Origin of the sequence: Burkholderia sp. AU28863, assembly GCF_002223195.1 — a bacterium.
Lineage (GTDB): Bacteria > Pseudomonadota > Gammaproteobacteria > Burkholderiales > Burkholderiaceae > Burkholderia > Burkholderia sola.
Genome location: NZ_NKFE01000005.1, coordinates 1,740,632 through 1,763,352 on the forward strand (window position 1 = coordinate 1,740,632; position 22,721 = coordinate 1,763,352).

The 22,721-nt window shown below is 70.9% G+C and carries 10 protein-coding genes; 1 reads left to right on the forward strand and 9 read right to left on the reverse strand.

The features are described from left to right. The first annotated feature begins 240 nt into the window (after window positions 1-240). Complete coding sequence (locus CFB81_RS24485) at window positions 241-13,746, forward strand: LWXIA domain-containing protein (protein WP_089436814.1); 13,506 nt, start codon at window positions 241-243, stop codon at window positions 13,744-13,746. 56 nt (window positions 13,747-13,802) lie between these two features. Here CFB81_RS24485 and asnB read toward each other — a convergent pair whose 3' ends face one another. The 9 genes from asnB to CFB81_RS24530 form a co-directional block, all read right to left on the reverse strand. Continuing rightward, window positions 13,803-15,773, reverse strand: a complete 1,971-nt coding sequence (gene asnB / locus CFB81_RS24490; protein ID WP_069619385.1) for an asparagine synthase (glutamine-hydrolyzing) — start codon at window positions 15,771-15,773, stop codon at window positions 13,803-13,805. A 259-nt stretch (window positions 15,774-16,032) separates the two neighbouring features. Beyond that, complete coding sequence (locus CFB81_RS24495; RefSeq protein WP_069619386.1) at window positions 16,033-17,064, reverse strand: EscU/YscU/HrcU family type III secretion system export apparatus switch protein; 1,032 nt, start codon at window positions 17,062-17,064, stop codon at window positions 16,033-16,035. A gap of 16 nt (window positions 17,065-17,080) precedes the next feature. Beyond that, window positions 17,081-17,890, reverse strand: a complete 810-nt coding sequence (gene sctT / locus CFB81_RS24500; protein WP_069619387.1) for a type III secretion system export apparatus subunit SctT — start codon at window positions 17,888-17,890, stop codon at window positions 17,081-17,083. After that, window positions 17,884-18,552, reverse strand: a complete 669-nt coding sequence (locus tag CFB81_RS24505) for a hypothetical protein (protein WP_089436815.1) — start codon at window positions 18,550-18,552, stop codon at window positions 17,884-17,886. Before CFB81_RS24505 ends, sctT begins: the two co-directional genes overlap by 7 nt. Further along, on the reverse strand, window positions 18,545-19,921 hold the full coding sequence (gene sctN, locus CFB81_RS24510) for a type III secretion system ATPase SctN (protein WP_069619389.1): 1,377 nt from the start codon (window positions 19,919-19,921) through the stop codon (window positions 18,545-18,547). Before sctN ends, CFB81_RS24505 begins: the two co-directional genes overlap by 8 nt. Beyond that, window positions 19,918-20,547 (reverse strand): type III secretion system stator protein SctL, encoded by a 630-nt coding sequence (gene sctL / locus CFB81_RS24515; protein WP_027781117.1) that lies wholly within the window; start codon window positions 20,545-20,547, stop codon window positions 19,918-19,920. The genes sctN and sctL overlap by 4 nt, the downstream gene beginning before the upstream one ends. Then, entirely contained in the window at window positions 20,529-21,269 is a 741-nt protein-coding gene (locus tag CFB81_RS24520) for a SctK family type III secretion system sorting platform protein (RefSeq protein ID WP_089436816.1), read from the reverse strand. Before CFB81_RS24520 ends, sctL begins: the two co-directional genes overlap by 19 nt. Next, the gene (gene sctJ / locus CFB81_RS24525; protein ID WP_089436817.1) at window positions 21,266-22,150 is read right to left on the reverse strand and encodes a type III secretion system inner membrane ring lipoprotein SctJ; all 885 of its coding nucleotides are present in this window, start codon (window positions 22,148-22,150) and stop codon (window positions 21,266-21,268) included. The genes CFB81_RS24520 and sctJ overlap by 4 nt, the downstream gene beginning before the upstream one ends. Before the next feature lie 50 nt (window positions 22,151-22,200). After that, window positions 22,201-22,677: a hypothetical protein gene (locus CFB81_RS24530; protein WP_069617274.1), complete on the reverse strand. Its 477-nt coding sequence runs from the start codon at window positions 22,675-22,677 to the stop codon at window positions 22,201-22,203. Between the last annotated feature and the right edge of the window lie 44 nt (window positions 22,678-22,721).

Here is a 22,721-nt window from a genome sequence, read left to right on the forward strand (position 1 = left end):
GCGCGGCGCCGGGCGCGCGCGCCCGCGCCGCTTTCAGGGGTCCGAACGACGTCGCGCGGCCTGGCTGCCGCCCGCCGCGCGCATCTCGTAGCCCGCGCGACGCCGGGGCGCCGGCCGCTTCCCGCCGCTACGAAACAGCGGCGTTCCCGTCGCCGGGTGGGTCCGTACACTCGAACGATCACGTCGCGGCGTGCAGGACGCCGCGCGTGCCGCGCATCGCGCGGCTCAACGGAGACGAGCATGCTGTTGATCGACGGACTGGGACTGGGTGTCAACTGGCAGCGCTTCCTGTCGGAAACGCTGAATCCGGTCGTTGCACCGCCGCCCCCGCCCCCGCCGCCGCCGAAGAAGGACGACCCGGCCGCCGGGCCCGCGAACCCGACCGCCGCCCCGCCGATTCCCGTCACCGCGTCGCTGGCCACCGATCCGTCGAAGCCGACCAATGCCGAGATCCAGTCCGCGACGTCGCTGATCCAGAGCATGGCCGCGCAATATACGGCGCCGCCGCCCGAGATCACGGTCGAGAACGACAAGACGCGCGCGGTGCAGAAAGCGATCCAGGACGCGCAGACGAAGTACGACAACGCGTCGCAGACGCTGCAAGGCGCGCAGAACGTGCTGCATCTGGTCAACCGCGATCCCGAGTCGACGGCCGACGACCGCAAGACCGCCCAGGCCGACTACGCGAAGGCGCGCACGACGGCCGACACCGCGCAGCGCGAGCTGAACGTGACGACCGACGCCGGCTACATGATCCTGTACGGCGAACAGGCGAACGCCGACATGCCGGCCGGGATGAAGATCGACGATTCCGGCAAGGTGACCGACCCCGGCGACGCGCAGCACGCGGCCGACCAGCAGTTCAAGGCGCTGCTGGACGCCTTCCCCGATCATGCGAACGATCCGAACTGGGTGCCGCAACCGGGCGACTGCAAGAACCCGCTGCAGATCCGGCTCTACGACAATTGGCAGACCGCGAGCGCGAAGGCGGCCGTCGGTGCGTCGAAATACTTCGCGGACGTCGCGAATTCCAATCTCGCGTATACGCAGTTCCAGTCGTACCTCGCCGATCCGGACTACAAGGCCGCGCTCGATGCGGGCGTCGGGCGGCTGAACGACGCGCTGCAGCCGCTGGAGCTGAAGGTCACGATGCCCGATGCGCCCGCTTCGCAGGATGCCGCGCAGCAGGCCGTCACGTCCGCCGCGAAGGATGCGAACTATGCGAACGCCGCGTACGGCGCGGCCAACGACAGCCTGGCGCTCACGAACGCGCAGCAGCGCTACGATTCGGCCAGCGGCAAGGAAGGACCGACGGTGGTCGTCCCGAACGAAGTGTCGGACGCGAAGACCGCGCTCGCCCGCGCGCAGACGGCGGCGAACACGAGCGGCGGCTATCTGCAGATGCTGTCCGCGCAGCGGCAGGTCGACACGCTGCAGGCCGACTATACGAAGAAGCAGGACGCATCCAGCGCGTGGCACAAGGCCAATCCGCACGCGATGATCAAGGATCCGCAGGTCGATCTGGACCTCGGCGATGCGTATGCGAAGCTCGATCAGGCGAAGCAGCAGGCGAGCATCGCGCACGACGGCTTCGTCGTCGCGTACGGCGCGACGCTCGCGCAGCAGTACGACGATCAGGCCTCGCGGATCAAGGCGCAGGTGAACGCGCAATCGATCTTCACGAAACCGGGGCTTCAGCCGCCGCTGCTGACGCCGTCGCTGTCGACCGCGAACGGCCTGCCGAGCCTGCCCGCATCGTCGTTGTCGACGGCGACGTCGGCCGCTCCCACCGGCACGCCGACGCTGCCGAGCGCGTCGCCGCTGGCCTCGCCGACGTTGCCCGGGTCCAATGGCGCATCGTCGCTGCCCGCGTCGCCGCTGCTCGACAGCCCGTTCCTGCTGCCGCAGTCGTCGGGGCCGTCCGCCGCGCAGGCCGGCCCGACGATGCTCGACGTGAAGCGCATGCAGACCGTCGCGGGCGCGATCCGCGCGGCCGACAGCCGGATGTCGGATTCGGTCAACGAGCGCGCGACCCAGCTCGCGCTGTCGCAGGCGCGCATCAAGCAGACGCAGGCGAAGAGTACGCTCGAATCGGTGCAGAAGAAGTACGACGACTGGGCCGCCGCGAATCCGCCGCCGATGCGCTTTCGCACCGTCGCGGGCGACGACCTGATCCCGGCGCCGTCGGCGCCGCGTCCGAACCTGTATCAGGACGAGCTCGACAAGGCGAAGGCGGCCGTCACGCAGGCCGACAACGCGGTGCAGCGCCTGCAGCTGCTGAGCGAGACGTCGCACCAGCAGGTGCTGATGGACAGGTTCGACGCCGGCCTCGACGAACGGCTGCGCTATGCGGCGCCCGGTTCGGACGCCGAGAACGACTACAAGAAGGCGCTGCACGATTTCTACGAAGCGCATCGCGGCGAGTTGTCGAACTCGCTGCTCGACGCGGCCAGCGCGAGCACGAACAACGGCGGCACGATCGCGTTCGGCAAGCTGACCGACAACGAGCAGCGCAACCTGATCGGCGTCGCGCTCGGCATGCTGCCGGACGTCCAGAACGGCGCGGCGTCGGGCGATGGTTCGGATCCCGTATCGCCGACGAAGGACGACGTCGCGCGCTACACCGACAAGGACAAGCTGAAGACGATCAACAGCGTGCGCGACAAGCTGCTGTCGATCGGCGGGGGCGCGACGACGCAGGTCAGCGTGTTGCCGATGGTCTACGCCGCCAAGGATGCCGGCATGACCACCAGCGCGCTGTTCAAGGTCAGCGGCAAGGACGGCACGCAGTACGTCGACGAGACGGCGAGCAACTACGACGACATCAATGATTACATCGACAACAACGAGCTGTCGACGGACGGCACGGTCGACATCGCGACCGGCCACAACGCGGACGGCACGCTGCAGCTCGTGTCGAAGGCCGCGCATCACGAAAGCGGCTTCGACAGTTTCCTGAACACGCTGACGAGCACGGGCCTGAACATCGGCATGATGGTCGGCGGGATGGCGCTCGAAGGTCTCGGCACGCTGCTCGACGGCACCGGCATCGGCGCGATCGTCGGCGTGCCGCTGAACATCCTCGGTGCGGGGATGATGTACACGGCGATCGGCGCGACGATGACGAGCGCCGGCCTCGATCTGGCCAATCGCGCCGACCACGGGCGCAGTCTCAATCCGTTTACCGACCCGGGCGCGCGGGCCGACTTCATCAACCTCGTGCCGATGGGCGCGGCGGGCGCCGCGAAGCTGGCCGGCAGCAAGCTGTTCACGCGCGCGGTCACGGCGCTCACGCGCACGCCGAAGGTCGCGTCGGTGCTCGCCACCGGCGCGCGGACCACCGCGGTCGTGACGGGCGTGGGCGGCGCGGTCGAAGCGTTCGGCGAAGCGGGCTACGACTATTTCGTCACCGGCGACAAGAAGGCCGCCGGCGAGCAGCTCAAGTCCGGGATCACCAACGTCGCGTTGATGGCCGCGGGCGGCCTCAAGGAACGCGCGGTGACGTCGGTGCGCGCGCGCACCGGCCGGCCGGTGCCGATCCGCGGGACAGACGGCAAGACCGTCACCGTCGACAGCCAGACGATCGGCCGGATTCTCAACAGCGGCGACGCGTCGTCGCTCGCGGCCGGCCGCACGCGCGTGACGCTCGACGGCGAAGCCGTCAAGGTGTCGCCGGACGGCACGCTGCGCGTGGGCGACAAGGTGCTGACCTACGACAACACGCCGATTCGCGTGCTCGACCGCGCATCCGGGAAGCGCCTGCCGCCGGGCAAATCGGTGGTGCTCGGCGAGGACGGCACGCTGTCCGTCGTATCGGTGTCGCCGAAGGCATGGACCAATGGCACGCGCGTCGACGACGTGACCGGCACCGGCGAGCGCATGTCGTTCGGCCCCGAGGGTGAGATGAGCGTGACGCCGAAGATCGTCGCGAAGACGCCGCTCGACGTGCTGCAACACGTGCTCGACCAGGCCAGCGACGCCTATCGGCAGACGGTCGCCGGCGCGCAGGCGCCGCGTCGCCTCGCGCAGACGGCGGCCGAAGGCGAAGCCGCGAGCGTGTCCGCCGACGCGCGCAGGACGCGCCGCACCAGCGAGGAACACGCCCGCGTGCAGCAGCAGCGGGACGAAACCGATGCCGAACGCAGCACGACCGCGAGCACCAACCGGCGTAGCGCCGACACGCAATCGATGCGCTGGCGGCCCGTCGCGGCCGACGAGCCGGCCGGCCCGGGCACGCGCGCGAAGCCGGACGGCGCGCCGCCGCGCGTCAACGCGAAGGTCGTCGACCTGACGGACGACGCGCCCGTCACGCGCGCGGCGACGTCCGATCCGGCCGGCATCGCCGTGCCGCGCGGGCCGAGCGCCGAGCCGATGGAAGTCGGCGATCGCACGGTCTACGTGGTGCGCAGCGGCGCGACACCCGACGCGCCGGGCGCGCGGCCGTCGTCGCCGCGCCCGCAGGATCTGGAGGAACCGGTGATCGTCGTCGCCGGCGAACACGACGCGGCGCTCGCGCCCGAGCTCGCGAACCGCTGGCAGAAGCCCGTCTATGCGGCCGCGCCCGACGCATTCGGTGCGGACGGCCAGCTGCGCGCGGGCGCGCGCGTGCTGCGCTTCGATCCGGCGCCGGAGGCGGCCGCGGCCCATGAAGCCGGCCTGCCGGCCGGCATCGCGCCCGACGAAGCGCCGCCGGCTGCGCCCCGCACGGCTGCCGACGACACGGTGATCGTGCTGGCCGGCAAGCGCGGCCCGAACGAACCGGCGATGCCGCGCACGGCTGCGCCGCCCGAGCCGGTCAACGCGCTCGATGGCGTGTTCAGCGCGCCGAACCGCGTGCTCGTGCTCGTCAAGCCGGAACGCCCCGGCGCACCCGAGCGGACGGCGGAACGCGAAACGGCCGCAGCCGACCGCGGCACACGCGCGCCCGACGACGCAAACGGCCAGGCCGCCCGCGCGCCGACGGGCGGCGAACGTCGCACCGCAGCGAACGACGACATCGGCCTCGCCGCCGCCCACCCGGAAACGACCGAGACCGCCCCGCCCGATCCCGGCGCCTCGAAGCCGGGCTGGGTCACGCGGATGCAGATGCGCTTCGGCGGCGCGGCGCTGCCCGAAGCCGCGCAGGCGCTCGCGATGCAATCGGGCACGCTCGCGACGCAACTGCGCATGCTGCAGGACGCCGGCTGGCGCGTGACGCTCGGCAAGCGCGGTGGCGGCAGCCGCATCGACCCGCGCAAGCGCCGCGTGACGATCGACGGCGCGCTACAACATCCGGGCAGCATCACGTATACGCTCGCGCACGAAGCGCGCCACGCGGTCGAGGCGATGGCCGGCGTGCTGAACCTCGACTACGGCAACCGCAGCCGCTTCACGCGCAAGGCGCTCGAAGCCGAGGCGCGCGCGCAGATCAACGCGTTCGAGGCGCGCTACGAAATCGAGCTCGCGGGCGGCGGCGACATTGCCGCGCACGTGCGCCTGCCGGACGCGATCGAGCGCGAAGGGGCCGCATGGCGCGCGCCGTCGCACGACTATGCGGGCACGGTCGGACGCCTCGTCGACGCATTCGCCGATGCGCCCGTGTCGGGCCGCGACGGCGAGACCTACCGCGATTTCTACGACGACGTATGGTCGCGCCAGAAGCGCCGCGGCGGCATCCCGCGCCGGATGCCCGCGCCGCAGACGCAGGAGACCGGCGGCGCGCCGCACGGCGTGCGCAGCTTCGACGAACGCGTGGCATGGAGCCGCGCGCATGCCGAATATGCGTCGCCGTTCGGCGACGGGCCCGTGCCCTCGGCGGCCGACCTGCAGGCGGCGCGCAACCGCCACTTCACGATGCTGCAGGACGAAGGCGTGCTGATGCTGCACGCCGACACGTTGCCGAACGGCACGCTGCTCGCGGGCGGGCGGCCGGCCGGCGTGCATGAATACGCGCTCGACCAGGCGCCGTCGTTCCTGGTCAAGGATGGCTATTCGATCGTGCTGTCCGCGAAGCACGGCGGCGAGGCGGCTGCCGCCGGGCTCGCGAATCTGTGGCAGCGGCCGGTGTATGCGCCGCCCCCGCACGCGGTCGGCGAACGCGCGGCGCTGCTCGACACCGGCGTGTTCCGCCGCTACGACCCGGCGCCCGCGGCACCGCACGATCTCGGGGAACTGGCGGCCGATGCCGAAGGCGTGCACCTCGAAAGCAATCCGGCGGTGCGGATCGACGCCGAGCGCCACGTCGGCGAGCTGCTCGGCTCGGGCGCCGAAAAAACCGTGTTCGCGCTCGGCCACGATGCCGCGCTCGCGGTGTACGACAACGGCCCGCATACGTCGGAAGCCCGCCAGATCGAGGCGGCGATCGACGAGAGCATCGCACTCGACGATCTCGCCTCGTACGGGCTGAAGACCGTGACGATGGACGGTCCGTTCTCCGCGCTGAACCGCGTCGCCGTGCTGTACCGGCCGCTCGGCGTGTTCCACAGCTTCGGCTTCGAGACGGGTGCGCTGCCGCGCGTGGTGTCGCGCGCGGCGCTCGAGCACATCCGGCAGATTCGCGAAGTCGTCGAACGCACGGGCATCGGCTTCGACCTGCAAGGCCTCTTCACGCGCGGCGGCGATTTCCTGCTGAGCGACCCCGGTGCGATCGGCATGGGCGCGGGCGAGCATTTCACCACGCTGCAGCGGCTCGCGGTGATCGAGCGCGCGCTGACGCAAGGCCTCGAGCGCGGCAACGTCGAACTCGCGCATCCGCGGCTCGCCGAAACGCCGCCGCCCGATGCGTTCGTGCAGAAGCCGTCGGTCATCACGCGCGTGCAGATGCGCTTCGGCGGCGCCCCGCTGCCGAAGGAAGCGTACCGGCTGATCGACGCATCGAGCCTGCTGTCGCAACAGCTTCGGCTCGGCGCCGACGCAGGCTGGAAAGTCGTGCGCGGCAAGCCAGGCGGCGGCAGCAAGATCGACACGCGACGGCGGCGCGTCACGATCGACGGCGGTCTGCAGTCGACCGGATCGATGGTCTACGTGCTCGCGCACGAAGCCCGCCATGCGCTCGAGGCCGCGACCGGCACGCTCGGGCTCGACTACGGCTCGACGCAGCGCTACGTGCGCAGTGCGCTGCTCGCCGAGGCGCGCGCGCAGGTCAATGCCTTCGCGGTGCGCGACGAGATCCGCGCGAACCTCGGCATCGACATCGGCCGCCACGTCGCGCTGCCCGACGCGATCGCCAACGAATACGGCCGCGCGCGGGCCGGCGATGCCGCCTCGCTCGCGCGCCTCGCCGACGCGTTCGAGCATAGCCCGACGTCGCTCGACGGCGGGGTCACCTACGGCGAGCTGTATCGGCGCCACGCACAGGCCGCGCAGCGCACCGGCGTCACGATGCCGGCGCCGCGCGAGACGGCCGCGACGCTCGCCGAAGAAACGGCATGGTCGCGCGCCCGTCCGGTAAAGGCATCGCCGTTCGACGGCAAGCCGGTCGCCGGCGTCGACGCGCTGACGCTGGACCGCTCGGGCCCGCTGTCCTACGACCGCGACGGCCGCATCGTGATCGTGCACGGCGTCACCGATGCGCAAGGCCGTCTCGTCGATCCGGACGGCCGGCCGTACACGCCGGTCGAGGTCACGCTCGCGCACCGCTCGGTGCTCGGCCTGCCCGGCTCGTCGGTGATTCTGTCGGCACGCAACGGCCGCGACGCCGCCGCCTGGCTCGCGAACGTCTGGCAGCGCCCCATCTACGCACCGCCGACGATCGCGGTCGGGCTCGGCGCCGAGGCGCGGCTCAGCCATACCAACGCGTGGCTGCGCTACGATCCGGCGCCGCACCAGCGCCCGGACCTGGGCGCGCTCGACGTCGACGGCAACGGCGTCCACGTGAGCGGCGATCCGGCCGCACGCGTGACGGTCGAGCGCTTCACCGGCGCGGCAACCGGCGCCGGCATCGAGAAGACCGTGTTCGAACTGGGCCGCCGCAATGCGATCGGTCTCTACGAGGGCACGGACAATCGCGCGATTCTCGGCCACATCGAATCGATCCGGCTCGAACAGGAAGGCCTCGCGGCGCTGCGCGCGCACGGGCTGCGCACGCTCACGGTCGGCGGCCCGTTCGCGGCATTCGATCGCGTGGCCGTGATGTACGCGCCGTTCGCATCGCTGAGCAGCCACGACGTGATGGCCGGCATGCTGCCGTCGCGCGTCACCCGCGACGCCTTCGCGCAGCTCGACCGCGCGCGCGACATCACCGCGCGGCACCGTCTGTACTACGACTTCGAAGGCGTGTTCGACGCGCGCGGCGACTTCTACCTGAGCGACCCGTCGACGGTCATGACCGATGCGCCGAAGCTGAACGTGGAAGGCATCGTCCGCGAGATCGGCACGCTGCGCGTGATGCTCGAGGACGGCATCGCGCGCGGCGCGATCGAGCTCGCGCATCCCGGCATCACCGAGCACTTGCCGCCCGACGCGTTCGTGCAGAAGCCGTCCGTCATCACGCGCATCCGGATGCGGTTCGGCGGCGCGCCGCTACCCAAGGCCGCCCATGCGCTGGTCGACCGCTCGAGCCTGTTGCGCCAGCAGGTCGCGCTGGCCGGCGAGGCCGGCTGGAAAATCGTGGTGGGCCGGCCCGGGCGCGGCAGCCGGATCGATACCGCGAAGCAGCGGATCGTGCTCGACGGGCAGTTCCACGGCGCCGGCACGCTCGTCTACACGCTCGCGCACGAAGCGCAGCATGCGGTCGAGACGATCACGCGCCGCCTCGCGCTCGACCGCTCGTCGCCGGAGGCGCTGACCGACAGCGCGTTGATGGCCGAAGCGCGTGCGCAGGCGAACGCGTTCGCGGTGCGCCGCGAAATCCTCGACGATGGCGGCATCGACATCGCCAGGGACGCCCGCCTGCCCGATGCGATCGCACGCGAAGCCGACCACGTGACGCCCGGCGACGAAGCCGGGCTGCGCCGGCTCGCGGCCGCCTTCGGCGACGTCGCGCCGTCCGTGCCGGGCCACGCGACCTATCGCGCGTACTACGCGAGCCAGGCCGACGCGATGCACGCGCTCGGCGTACCGCGCGAGATGCCGGCGCCCGCGCCGCAGCCGGCGTCGAACGCGCCGGTGCCCGCGGCGGCGACGGACGCCGCGCGCCGCCAGCATGCGCTCGATCACCTCGCCTCGCACGGCAAGCGCGACCTGATCCGCATCGACGGTTCGCAACTCGCGTCGCTCGAGCAGATGAAGGACGCGTTCGGCAAGAATGCGCACGTGCTGATCGCCGAGCATGAAGCGCGGCCGGACGCGTCGATCGACGCACGCCATGCGCAGCCGAAGTTCGTTGCGAGCATGCGCACCGACGAGAACGGTACGTTCGTCGACAAGACGTCCGCCGATCCGGCCGTGCCGATCCCGGACGCGGTCTATCGCGCGCTGAAGGACAACGGCGGCGCGGAACGGGTGAATGTCGATTTCTACGTGTCGCCCGTGTCGCTCGCGGAATTGCGCGAGTACGGCGGCGCCGCGCGGATCACCGCGCGCAGCGACGGCCGCACCTGGGAAGCCGAACAGGCGGCCGCGACGCCCGACGCGGATGTCGTCACGACGCTGAACTCGCTTGCCGACGCGCCGCGCTTTCGCCGGCCGAAGCAGGCGGCGAAAGCGGCCGGCGACGGCGCGACGCTTTACGCGATCGACAAGGAAACCGGCAAGGTGCTCGGCTACGCGACGCGCAACGCCGCGCACGACTGGACTTATCACGAATCGACCTCGCTCGGTGACGCGACGATCGCGCCGCGCGATCTCGGCGCCGCGTTCCGCCGACGCGCGCGCAACCTGTCCGGCGGCCGTCGCGGCGTGCGCTTCGTCGTGACGGACGTCACGCACGACACGGTCGAGCGCTACGGCGGCTTCGCGCCGGCGGAAATGCGCAAGGCGCTCGGCGACGAGAAGCCGCCGATGCAGAAACTCGGCACGCGCGTGCAGCGCGGCCTCGCGAAAGCCGACCCCGGCGTGCGCCGCAAGATCGCCGAGATCGAAGGCGCCGACAGTCCGTTCCTGCCGCCGAAGCTCGTCCCGGACAGCGAGCAGCTCGCGATCGACTTCAGCGGCGCGAACACACTGCACCTGATGCGCGCGCTGGAGCTGAAGGCGCTGCGCGGCGATCACTACGTGTACGTGTATGAAACCGATCATCCGGTTGCCGAATCGCTGCATACGCGCCGCGGCATCATCGCGATTCACGACGGCAACGCGCTCTGGTACGACAACGCCGAGCAATTGCGCGACCACCCGGACGCGGGCCGCCCGCTCGACGAGATGCCGCTCGGGCGCGGCCCGTTCGGCGCGAACCAGCACTTCCTGCTGTCGACACTCGCGCCCGAGGCGTTCGATCCGCGCGCGACCGCCACGCAGAAAACCGCGCTCGCGCAACGACTCACGCAACTGCTCGACGAGAAGTCGTATTTCGATGCGCTGCCGCAGAAGTTCGACCTCGCGACGCGCTGGATCCGCACGCAGATCGCCGGCCAGATCGATCGCGTAAAAGCCGCCCAGGCCGACCTCGCCGCGGCCCAGCAAGCCGCGCAGCCGGCGGGCGGCGGCCCCACGAGCCCCGCCGGCCGGGTGCGCAATGCGCTGCGCGGCAAGCGCGGCCGGCGCAACCGCCGCGCCGCGAATGCGGCAAACGCATCGAACGCGCCGGCCGCGCCGAAGCCGCCGAAAACGCCGGCGGCCAAGCCGCTGACGCTGCGGCCATACCAGCCGAGCCTGGGTTCGAGCACGGTCGCGGAATGGGTGATGCGTTACGGCGCCGCCAAGGTGGCCGACTGGTTCCCGACGATCGACCGCGTGAAGGCGGTCACCGCACGCAAGAACCAGCCCGATGCCGGCGGCCTCGCCCTGACCGACGAACCGCAGACGATCCTGGCCGACGCACCGATGCTGAAGGCGCTCGGCATCCCCATCGGTCTCGCGCGCGAGGTGTCGAGCATGCCGTCGCGCGGGCCGGTCGCCGATCCCGGCGGCGATCACAACCGCTTCGTGAAGTGGATGCAGGCGTACGCCACGCGCCACAGCGCGGCACGCATGATCGACAAGCGCGCGATCCAGGCGTTCGTGCGCGCGCCGGCCGAGATCCAGGACCGCGTCGCGCCGATGGCGCGTGCGTTCAACCTGCGCGACGATCCCGCGCTCGCGGTGCGCTACGTCGAGCAATATGGCGGCGCGATGCCGGTCGTATCGATTCCGGTCGATCCGCACACGCTCGCGGCCGCGCGCGGCGGCAAGCACGATCCGGCGTTCATCCGGCGCGCCCGCCAGTTCGGGTCCCCGATCGGCGCGCGCTACAACGAGGCCGACGCGACGATCACGCGCGAGGCGCCGGACGGCACCACGCGCACGCTCGAGCTCGACGACATCGCGCATCTGCACAAATGGCTCACCGCGGCGTCGCGCCACGGCTTCCAGCTTCGCCTCGAAGCGGCGTCGGGCCGCCCGCTCGTCTCCGCGGACGACCGCCGCACGATCGCCGGCACCAACGACAGCTATGCCGAATACACGCGGCTGATGACGTCGTTCGAGACGTGGTCGCACGATCACGCCGGCGAGCCCGCGCCGAACGTGATGCTGAGCTTTCACGGGTGGGACGCCGTGCTCGAGCCGGTGCCGGGCGCCGGCCACGTCGAGCTGCTCGATGCGCTGCTCGACCGCAAGGCGATCGACTGGCTGCATGTCGGGCTGTCGTACGGCACGCACGGCGCCGACTTCATCGCGAACCAGGACCTGACGCGGGCGCTGGCGGAACGGATCGTCGACTATTACCAGACCGACCGCCACGGCAAGTTCGCGCGGCTGCACGGCGCCGATGCGCTCACGCGCGTCTTCGAACCGGTGAGCCCCGAGGCGTTCGCGAACCAGCAGCAGGTGCTGTTCGCGGAGATCGCGCGCATCGGCAAGTCGAAAGGACTGTCCGACGACGCGCTCGCGACGCTGCGCGGCGAACTGTACGAACGCAATACGACCGCGCTCGTCAACCAGGCGCGCAAGGCGACGATCGAGCATGCGATGACGCAGTGGGCGTCGGCCGATCATCCGCCCGCCACGCGCACCGAAAAACTCGCCCGCCGCTTCGGCGAACGCTGGCTCGCGGAAGCCGGCGGCCGCGCGCCGGCACGCGGCACCGTCGTGTCGACCGCCGATCCTGCCGGGCCGCTGCCCGACAGTCGCGCGTACTGGCAGTCGGTCGTCGAGCGCGAAGCGCTGAAGAACGATCCGTCGAAGCCGATCAGCGTCGGCCGGCAGATCGCGGCGAACCCGAAACAGGCCAAGATGATCGAGGAACTGCAGGCGCTCGCGCAGATCAACGCGCTGCGCGTGCATCGGCCGTCGTTCCGCAAGGCGGAGCTGTGGAAATCGATCGGCTTCAGCTCGCTCGTCACCGGTGCGGGCGCGCTCGTGATCGCCGATACGCTCGGCGCGACGCACGTGCTGCGGCAGGACATGCTGGGCAGCGCGACGTCGTCGTTCCTGCTGGGCTCGCGTCTTGGTCGCGTGTTCCAGGTCATGCACCAGGGTGCGGTGCGCAGCCTGCAGGCCGGCGATCCGAAGGCCGCGCAGGCGGTGCTCACGCGGCTCGAAGTGACGCTGTCGCGGCAGCTGCGGTCGGGCGCGCACGATTACGGCCAGAACCGCCGCGCGCAGCTCGAGCAGATCTCGAACGAAGCGCGGACGCTGGCCGCGCAGTATGTCGAGCTGAACCGTGTCGGGCTGATGAGTTTCGACGACGCGACCACCCACATCAAGGCGCTCGCCGCGGACGTGCTCGCGCAGATGCAGGGCACGGTCGGCGGCACGTCGCTGCAGCAGCTCCATACCGGCAACCCGCGTCACCTGTTCGGGATCGCGGGCCGCGCGGGCGCCGCGATCACGTCGACCGCGACGCTCGCGGTCGGCATCAGCGGCGTGGTGCACGCGCACGGGGCGTTCGATCTCGCCTACGGCTCGGCCGCCATCGCGAGCGGTGCGTTCGGCGCCACGTATGCGGGCCTCGTCTACACGATCGGCGCGCACCGCGTGAATGCCGACAAGCGCAGCCGCATCGTGCGCTTCACCGATTCGGCGAGCGACTTCATGGCCGTCGCGTACGGCGGCCTCGGCACCGGCGTGCAGTGGAGCGGCGGCCATTACGACCTCGCGATCGCGACCGGCGTGTCCACCGCGCTGCTGCTCGGCGGGCGTCTGAACACGCATTTCCCGAACGCGACGCCGCTGATCAAGAAGATCCCGACGGCCGTCGTGCTGATTCCCGTCGGCGCGTTCGCGTACAAGCTGATCGAAGGTCTGTTGACGACGTTCTTCGGCTCGGGGTCCGGTTCGTCGAATCAGTCGAATTCGAATTCGTCGCAATCGAATCTCGCGCCCGGTGCGTCGCCGAGCGCGTCGGCAAGCCCTTCGGCAAGCGCCGCGCCAAGCGCTTCGGCGAGTGCATCGCCCAGTGCGTCGCCTGCCGCGCCGGCTTCTCCGTCGCCCAGCGCCACGCCGTCGACCGCGCAACCGTCCGCGTCGCCGCAGCCCTACATCGTCGTCGCCGGCGATTCGCTGTGGGTCATCGCCGACCAGCATCGCCAGTCGCTGCTCGACGCCGCGCACGTGTCGCGCGCCGATCAGCAGGCGATGACGCGCGGCGAGCAGGATACGCGCGCGTTCAACGAGATCCTGCAGCTCAATCCGTCGGTGTCACGCGATCCGAACCGCCTGTCGGTCGGCACGCCGCTGATCGTGGGCTGATCCCGGCGCGCGGCGCGCGTGGCGCCGCGCGCACCGGTTGCGCACGGCACGCCGCATCATGCCGCCCGCTGATGTTCCAGCCACGCCTGGAACATCAGCACCGTCCACAGCTGGTGCTGCCAGTTCATCCGGCCCGTCTGGTGCTGGCGCCACAGCCGCTCCACCGCCGCCGCATCGAAGAAGCCTTCCTCGCGCAGGCGCGACGGCCGCAGCAGCGCGTCGGCCCAGTCGCGCAGCGCGCCGCGCAGCCAGTGGTCAACGGGCGCGCAGAAGCCCTGCTTCGGCCGGTCGATCAGCGCGGACGGCACGTACCGGTCGAGCAGCCGGCGCAGCAGCGCCTTCGACTGCCCTTCCGGCAAGCGCACCGACGCCGGCACGCGCCACGCGAATTCGACGACGTGATGATCGAGGAACGGCATGCGCGTTTCGAGGCTCACGGCCATCGCCGCGCGATCGACCTTCGCGAGGATGTCGGTCGGCAGGTACGTGAGCGTGTCGATCGCCATCGCCTGCTCGGCGAAGCTCAGGTGCGCGGGCCACGCGGACACCGTGTCGAGCGGCGTCGGCGGCTCCTGCCCCGCCAGCGCGATGCGCTCCGGGTGATGCACGGACGACATCAGCAGCCGGTACAGCCCGATGCGGCTCTCGGCGGTCATCACATGGCCGAGCTTGTGCAGGCGATCGCCGATGCGCGACGACGATTCGCGCGCTTCCACGCCGCCGCCGAACGCACCCTGCGCGACGGCCGCGAGCTGGTCCGCGTGATCGGGCCGCAACGCATGCAGCGCGGCGGCGATCCGCGCGCGCACCGCGGCCGGCACGCGATGCAGCTTGCGCCACAGGCGCGGCGTCAGGAAATAGCGCGTATAGCCGCCGAACAGTTCGTCGCCGCCGTCGCCGGACAGGCTCACCTTCACGTGCCGGCGCGTCAGTTCGGAGACGAGAAAGGTCGGGATCTGCGACGCATCGGAAAACGGCTCGTCGTAGATCGACGGCAGCTTCGGCACGACGCCGAGCGCATGGTCGGCCGTCACGTAAAGCTCGGTATGGCGCGTGCCGAGATGGCGCGCGACCGCCTTCGCGTAACCGGCTTCGTCGTAGCCGGCCTCGTGAAAGCCGATCGTAAACGTGTCGACCGGCGACGCCGATTGCGCCTGCATCAGCGCGACGATCGCCGACGAGTCGATGCCGCCCGACAGGAATGCGCCGAGCGGCACGTCGGCTTCCATCTGCCGCGCGACGGCCTGGCGCAGGATCGTGTCCAGCTGATCGACGGCTTCGCCGGCGCTGCCCTCGAACGGCTGCGCGCGGCCCGCCTCGATCGCCTGCTCGAGCGTCCAGTACGCCCGCACGCGCGGCGTGTCGCGCGCATGTTCGAACTGGATATACGTGCCGGGCGGCAGCTTGCGGATGCCGCGATAGATCGTGTAAGGCGCGGGCACGCTCGACTGGCGCAGGTACAGGCACAGCGCGTCGCGGTCGATCGTGCCGTCGAAGCCCGGATAGCCGCGCAGCGCCTTCAGCTCGGACGCGAACACGAGCGCGTCGCCGATCCGGCCGTAGTAGAGCGGCTTCTCGCCGATCCGGTCGCGCGCGAGCGTCAGCACCCGCGACGCGCGATTCCACAGCGCGAACGCGAACATGCCGGTCGCGCGGCGCAACGTGGCCTCGACGCCCCACGCGACGATCGCCGCGATCAGCACCTCGCTGTCGGAGTGGCCGCGCCACGCCGGTGCGCGCCCCGTGCGCTCGAGCTCCGCGCGCAGTTCGCGATGGTTGTAGATTTCGCCGTTGAAGACGAGGACGTAGCGGCCGCACGCGGAAGCCATCGGCTGTCGGCCGTGCACCGACAGGTCGACGATCGCGAGCCGCCGGTGGCCGAGCGCGATGCCGGCATCCGGGTCGACCCAGATGCCCTGCCCGTCCGGCCCGCGATGCGCGAGGCTCGCCGTCATTCGCGCGAGTGTGCCGCGCGCTGTCTCCTCATCGAAGGCGACGCTATTCAGAAAGCCGTCGATTCCGCACATTGATTTGTCTGCCCCTGTTGACCTGTTCCGTCACGCACCGCGCACCTCGCGGCCCGCCGTCGGGCATGACGGTCGAGCCATATTACGAAGAAATAAATCAGCAATAATTCACCAGTGAATGCGCGCACCGTCCGGAAAAAAATGGACGTCAAGTTGCGCGTGCAGATGGCCGCATGACGGGGCCATATCGAATCCGGCGGGCCGGCAAGGCAGGAAAAAGGGGGCGCATGCCGTCATGACGCCACCGCATCACGCCGCGTCACACGGCGCCGGTCGCCCATTTCAGCAACTGCGCGACCTCGCGGAAATGCTGCGGCTGGATCGTGCCGTTCTCGGGCGTCGTCTCGTACAGCGCCTGCGCGAGCCCGACGTTCGCGAGCGTCGGGCGCAGCGCGTCGCGGGCCAGCCGCACGATCCGCTCGGCCGCGTCGCCCTCGCCGCGCGCGAGCACCCACGGCAGCGAGCCCATCCCGCCGTAATAGAGCGCGACCGCGACGCGCGGCGAATGGACGACCACCGACGCATAGCCGACCCGGTCGGGCAGCGACGCGAACTGCACTTCGCGCGCGAGCTGGCGGCGCTTCGCCTCGATGTGCGGATCGCCTTCGTCCTCCTTGTGCTCGCGCCGCACTTCGTCGATCGACATTTTCATCTTCTGGTTGAATTCGTGCCGCTGGTGCACGATGTCGATCAGCGCCATCACGATGTAGATCAGCGCGGCCCAGCCGAACAGCAGCATCAGCAGCTTCACGATCAGCGCGAGGATCGAGACCGGCCGCGTGAAGCCCGACTGTACGGACGGATCGAGCGACTCGACGATCAGCCAGCCGAGCGTCGCGACGAGCAGCGCCGTCTTCAGCAGCATCTTCGCGAGGTTGACGAGGTTGCGCAGCGACCACAGGTTCTTCATCCCCTCGGCCGGGTTGAGCCGCGACAGCTGCGGCACGAGGCGGCTCCACGCCATCACGCCGCCCACCTGCACGAAGCCCGCGAGCAGCCCCGCCAGCAGCCCGGCCGCGACGATCTGCGCGGACTGCGTCGCCCAGTCGCGCGCGGCGCCGTCGATCAGCACCGCGAGCCGCGCGGACGGATCGGCCGCGCCGACCGCGTCGAACACGAGCCGGAACAGCGCCTGCAATCGCGCGAACAGCGAACCGATGCCCACCGCGAGCGCCACGCACACGCCGACGAAGAACGCCGACGACACCGTTTCCGCGCTCTTCGGTACGTCGCCCTTCTCGCGCGCCTCGCGCAGGCGCTTCGCGGTCGGCTTCTGGTCCTTTTCGGCCATGTCGGCTCCGGCGCGCTCAGCCGCCGCCGTGCGCGGCGAACAGCGCGCGCAGCAGCGCCATCAGCCCGCTGTCGGGGCTCAGCAGCGAATGCAGCGACGCGTACACCACCGGCAGGAACAGGACCATCATCAGCAGCGCGAGCGCGCTCTTCAGCGGCTGCGAGAACACGAAGATGTTGAGCTGCGGCACCGCGCGCCCGACCAGACCGATGCCGAGTTCGACGAGCACCAGCACGATCGTCACCGGCGCGGCGAGCTTCACCATCCATTCGAAGATCGTGTCGGTCTGCCGCACGATGAAGGTTTGCAGCATCGACGAGAAATCGGGGCCGAGCGAGCCGATCGGCCACCATGCGTACGACTGCGCGAACAGTTGCACGAGCACCTGCAACCCGCCCGCCGTGACGAACAGCGCGATCGCGACGAAATTCAGGAATCCGGAAGTCGGGCCGCCCTCGTGCCCGCCCATCGGATCGAAGAACGCGGCGCTGCCGCTGCCGGTCTGGAAGTCGATCAGGTAGCCGACGCCCTGGATCGCGAACAGCACCGCGCTGAACGCGCCCGCGAGCAGCATGCCGACCACCGCCTCCTTCGCGACGAGCAGGCACCACATCAGGAACGGCAGCGCGGCCACCTGCGCGGCATCGATCGTCGGCGCGACGAACGCGGCGATCACGACCGCGATCCCGTTGCGCACGAGGCCCGTGATGATCTGCTCGTTGAACACCGGCACGACGAACATGATCGGCAGCAGGCGCGGCATCACGTAGAGCAGCGGCCGCAGCATGCCGGCGACGTCGTTGAAGCCCGCGGCCTGGTCTAGCATCGGCGCTCCGCGGCGGCGCTCGGGGCGGGATCGTCGGGCGAGGCGGACGGGTCGGTTTCAGCCGTGATGTCGGCACCGGTTTCCGCTTCGGTCATCGCCGCATCGAACGCGGCCGCGGCCTCCGGTGGCGTGGACGCATGACCGGCCGCGTCGCCCGCGCCGGCCACCCAGGTGCCGCCCGTCGCGAAGCGCCGCACCGCGTAGCCGTCCGCGACTTCGTCGGCGTCGCGCTCGATCCGCGCGGCGCGCGCGTGCAGCGCCTTCTCGCCGGCCTTCTCCAGCTTGTCCTCGGCGGCCTTCGCCTTGCGCGCGGCGCGCTGCAGGTCGGCGAGCGTCGCCTCGTGGCCGCGATGCACGTGCGCGGCCTCGCTCACCGACGCGTTCGCGGTGCCGATATGCCGGTCGAACGTGCGCGTATCGGCCGCCGCGTCCTGCAATGCACGCGCTTCGCGCACGTCGTCGGCGAGCCGCGTCTGGATCGCCGCCTTCGCGGCGACCTGCTGCGCGAGCTGCGCCTGCGCGGCCGCCAGCGCGCGCCGGCTCTGCGCGGCGATACCCTGCTGGCGCGCGGCCGCGACGCGCGCGATCTGGCTGCGCATCTCGCGCACGCGCTTCAGGCGGGCGAGCGTCGCGAGCACGAGACGATCGTCGGCTTCAGACATGATCGTTCGCCAGCTTCGTCAGTTTCGCGAGCAGCACGTCGAAGCGCACGTCCTCGTCCGACGCCTGCGCGCAGAACGCGCCGATCGCATCGCGCGCACGCAGCGCGAGATCGCCGAGCCGGTCGCTGCCTTCGCGATACTCGCCGATCTGCACGAGCAGCTCGATTTCCTGGTACTTCGCGATCAGCTCGCGCACGCGCGCGGCCGCATGCTGGTGCGCGCGGCTCGCGACGAGCGGCATCACGCGCGACAGGCTCGCGAGCACGTCGATCGCCGGATAGCGGTTCGCGAGCGCGATCTTGCGCGACAGCACAATATGGCCGTCGAGGATCGAGCGCACTTCCTCGGCGATCGGGTCCGATTCCTCGTCGCCTTCGACGAGCACCGTGTAGAGCGCGGTGATCGATCCGTGCGCGCCCTGCCCTGCGCGTTCGAGCAGGCGCGGCAGCACCGCGAACGTCGACGGCGGAAAGCTGCGCCGCGTCGGCGGCTCGCCGCTCGCCAAGCCGACCTCGCGCTGCGCGCGGGCGAAGCGCGTCAGCGAATCGACCAGCAGCAGCACGCGCTTGCCCGCATCACGGAAGTGCTCCGCGATCGCGGTCGCGACCAGCGCGGATTTCACGCGCTCCATCGCGGGGCGGTCCGACGTCGATACGACGACGATCGAACGCGCGCGCACCTCCGGCGACAGGCTGTGCTCGATGAATTCGCGCACCTCGCGGCCGCGTTCGCCGACCAGTGCGATCACGTTCACGTCGGCCTGCGCGCCGCGCGCGATCATCCCGAGCAGCGTGCTCTTGCCGACGCCCGACGGCGCGAAGATGCCGACGCGCTGCCCGACGCCGAGCGTCATCAGGCCGTCGATCACGCGCACGCCGGTCGGAAACGGCGTGTCGATCATCTTGCGCGCGAGCGGGTTCGGCGGGTCCTGCTGCGTCGAGACCCACGCGGCGCCCGTCACCGGCCCGCGATCGTCGAGCGGCCGGCCGAGCCCGTCGAGCACGCGGCCGAACAGCCCTTCGCCCACCGGGAACACATGCTCGCGCCCGGACGGCACGACGGTCGTCTCCGGCGACAGCCCGGCCACGTCGCCAAGCGGCGTGAGCAGCGTCGTCTGTCGCGAGAAGCCGACCACCTCAGCAAGCAGCGTCGGCTGGTTCGGCGTGCGCAGCTCGCAGATCTCGCCGAGCCGCGCGCGGATGCCCGTCGCATTCAATATTTGCCCGACCGCGTGGTTGACGCGGCCCTGCACCGACACCGGCGAAAAGAACGCGAGCCCCGCGTCGAGTTCGCCGACGAGGCGGCCGCGATCGAACGGCGCACCGTCGTCGTCGCCGAACGACGGTGGATCGTCGAGCGGCGCGTTCATCGCGCGGCGCCCTTCAGCGCGTCGCGGCGGATCGCCTGGCGCAACGCGTCGATCTGCAGGTCGAGGCTCGCGTCGATGCGCCCGGACGGCGTCTCGACGGTGCACGCATGGCGTTCGAGCTGCGCGTCCTCGACGATGCGGATCTTCTGCCGGTTCGACTGCCCCGCGAACGCGCCGTCGAGCGCGTCGCGCATCTCGTCGGTGCGGCCGGGCGCGATGCGCACGATCAGGAACGCCTCGTCGCGCACGAGCGGCGCGATCCGCGCGAGCGCGGCCTCGTACAGCTTCTGCGTGCTCATCTCGCCGACGATCGCGCGCACGGCCTTCACGACGATGTCGGCCATCGCATCCTTCATCGTCTCCATCGTGCGCGTGGCGGCGAGCGCCTGCGTGTATGCCTGCGCAGCCTGCTCGCGCTGCGCGCGGCGCATGCCTTCGTCGTAGCCGGCCGCCTGGCGCTTGTCGAATTCGCGCTGCGCGTCGGCGACGATGCGCGCGGCCTCTTCATGCGCGGTCGCGATCACCGCGGACGCGTCGAGCAGCGCCGCGTATTCGCGCTCCTTGAGCACCTTGCGCTCCGACAGCAGCTGCAGGTTGTCGCTCGTGATCAGAAAAGCCAGTCCCATGACGCAAGCCTCTCGGGAATCAGAAACAGGAACATCAGTTCGCCGAACTGGTCGCGCTGCGCGCGGTTCAGCCAGTACGGCGCCTCGTCGTCGATCGCCCGATTGAATTTCAGGCGCACGCGCCGCGCGACCGCGTCGCCGGCCACGCCGATGAAATCCGCGAGCAGCCGTCCGCCGCGCGCGCGAATCACGACCGGCAGCGCGGCGGGATCGGCGCGCCACGGTTCGAGCGTTTCCGCGAGCGCGCCGAATTCCGGCGCGCGTTCGAGCGCGAGTTCGAGCGCATCGCCGCCGAGCCGCGCCGCGACTTCCGCGCGGATGCGGCGCCCGGCCAGCGCGTCGCGCAGCCACGCGCGATGCAGCAGCAGCCCCGCATACGCGGCCAGTTGCTCGAGCGCCGCGCCCGGCAGCAGCGCGAGACGCGCGCACGGGTTCGCCACGTCGAAGTCGTGCCGGTCGGCCACGCCGTTCACGTCGAGCAGGTACCGCGCGAGCAGCTTGCGGCCGGCCGCGCCGAACGCGTCCGGCGAACGGTAGCGCGCGGGCCAGTCGGCCGGCACGCGCGTCACGTGCAGATAGCGATCGGGCCGCAGGTTGAAATCGCAGACGAGCGCATGGAACGCGGCAGCGCGCGCGGCCGGCGGCGGCGCAAGCGGGTGCAGCCACGGCAGCAGCGCCGCCTCGGACGCGGCGGCCGGCGACAACGCGTGCGGATCGCTCATGCGCCGTCGCGCGCGCCGTCCGGCGTGCGCAGCCCGCCGCCTGCCTGCTGCGCGGCCGTACCGCCGGCGTTCGCGCCGCGCGGCGCGCCGGCCAGGCCCGCGAGCCGCGCGCCGAACATCCCGCGTCGCGCGGCCGACAGCGCGATCACCGCGCAGGTCAGCAGGATCAGCGCGAACACGAGCCAGCCGAGCGGCGAGCGCAGCCGCAGGATGTCGGACACCGCGCTGCCGATCCCGTCCACGCGCGTCGCGCGCGCGGCGGCCGGCTGCAGGAACAGCGACACGTTGTCGTACTGCAGCCCTTCGATGCTGTGCGCGACGAGATCCTTGACCATCGGCGCCATCGCGCGCAGGTCGACGCCCGGCCGGTAGCGGATGTACACCGCGGCCGACGACGGCTTGATCTTGTCCGCGAGCGGATCGTTTTCCGGAATCACGACCTGCACGCGCGCGACCACCACGCCCTCGATGTCCTGCAGCGTGCGCGACAGATCCTGCGACACGCCGTACAGGTAGCGCACGCGCTCCTCGGCCGGCGTCGACACGAGGCCCTGCTTCTGGAACAGCTCGCCGAGGCTCGCATAGCTCGGCTTCGGCAGCCCGTTCGCGTGCAGCACCGTGAGCGCCGCCTGCATGTCGCCGTCCGCGACGCTCACGAGCCATGCGTTGCGGTCCGACGTGTCGCGCGCGTCGTTGTCCTTCGACGCGCTGATGCCCGCGTCGCCGAGCACCGCGATCATCTGGTTCGCGTCGCGCTCCGACAGGCCCGAGTACAACTCCTTCTGGCACCCGGCCAACAGCACGAGCAGCCCCGCGAGCAGCGCGCGCGCCGCCCGGCTGCGCCACGCATGCGTGCGCGGCGTCGAATCGATCGTCGTCATCGTTTGTCCGCTTCAGTGCGCATGGGACCCTATGGTCCGCACGCGCGCTTTCACTCCTGCGTCTTCAGCACCGTATGCGTGAAGCCGTTCGCCGCCTGCGCAACCGACAGGCTCAACTGGTATTCCGAAATCGTGGTGGTTGCCGTCCACTGGAAATCCATCGCCTTCACCATCGTCATCAGCGGGTCGCTGCGGCTGTCCGCCATCGACGTCAGCATCTCGTTGCGGTGCTTGTCGATGTTCGCGTACCGCGAATCGAGATCGTTGCCGTACGTGCGCAACCGCTCGACGAGCGACGACTGGTTCGCCTGCGCGGGCGTCATCTGCACGGCCGGCGCCGCATCCGCCGGCGCGCGCGCCATCGCGACGCCCGACGAAGACGGCGGAGCGGCCGTCGACGCGCCCGGCTGCATCAGCGCATCGAACTGACGCACCTGCGCCGGATCGGACGCCGCGCCCGTTTGCTGCGCGGCACTCGCGAGCGCCGCCGCGCCCGGCGGCGCCGCGCCTACGCCTGTTACCGACATGATCGTGTCCTCCTTGACCGGCAAAGCCGGAAACGGGCCGGCCG

Excerpts from the sequence above, each read along its gene's own strand:
- CFB81_RS24485 (WP_089436814.1), top strand. The coding sequence starts at position 241 with ATGCTGTTGATCGACGGACTGGGACTGGGTGTCAACTGGCAGCGCTTC.
- CFB81_RS24505 (WP_089436815.1), bottom strand. The coding sequence starts at position 18,552 with ATGTCTGAAGCCGACGATCGTCTCGTGCTCGCGACGCTCGCCCGCCTG.
- asnB (WP_069619385.1), bottom strand. The coding sequence starts at position 15,773 with ATGTGCGGAATCGACGGCTTTCTGAATAGCGTCGCCTTCGATGAGGAG.
- sctT (WP_069619387.1), bottom strand. The coding sequence starts at position 17,890 with ATGCTAGACCAGGCCGCGGGCTTCAACGACGTCGCCGGCATGCTGCGG.
- sctN (WP_069619389.1), bottom strand. The coding sequence starts at position 19,921 with ATGAACGCGCCGCTCGACGATCCACCGTCGTTCGGCGACGACGACGGT.
- CFB81_RS24530 (WP_069617274.1), bottom strand. The coding sequence starts at position 22,677 with ATGTCGGTAACAGGCGTAGGCGCGGCGCCGCCGGGCGCGGCGGCGCTC.
- CFB81_RS24495 (WP_069619386.1), bottom strand. The coding sequence starts at position 17,064 with ATGGCCGAAAAGGACCAGAAGCCGACCGCGAAGCGCCTGCGCGAGGCG.
- sctJ (WP_089436817.1), bottom strand. The coding sequence starts at position 22,150 with ATGACGACGATCGATTCGACGCCGCGCACGCATGCGTGGCGCAGCCGG.
- sctL (WP_027781117.1), bottom strand. The coding sequence starts at position 20,547 with ATGGGACTGGCTTTTCTGATCACGAGCGACAACCTGCAGCTGCTGTCG.
- CFB81_RS24520 (WP_089436816.1), bottom strand. The coding sequence starts at position 21,269 with ATGAGCGATCCGCACGCGTTGTCGCCGGCCGCCGCGTCCGAGGCGGCG.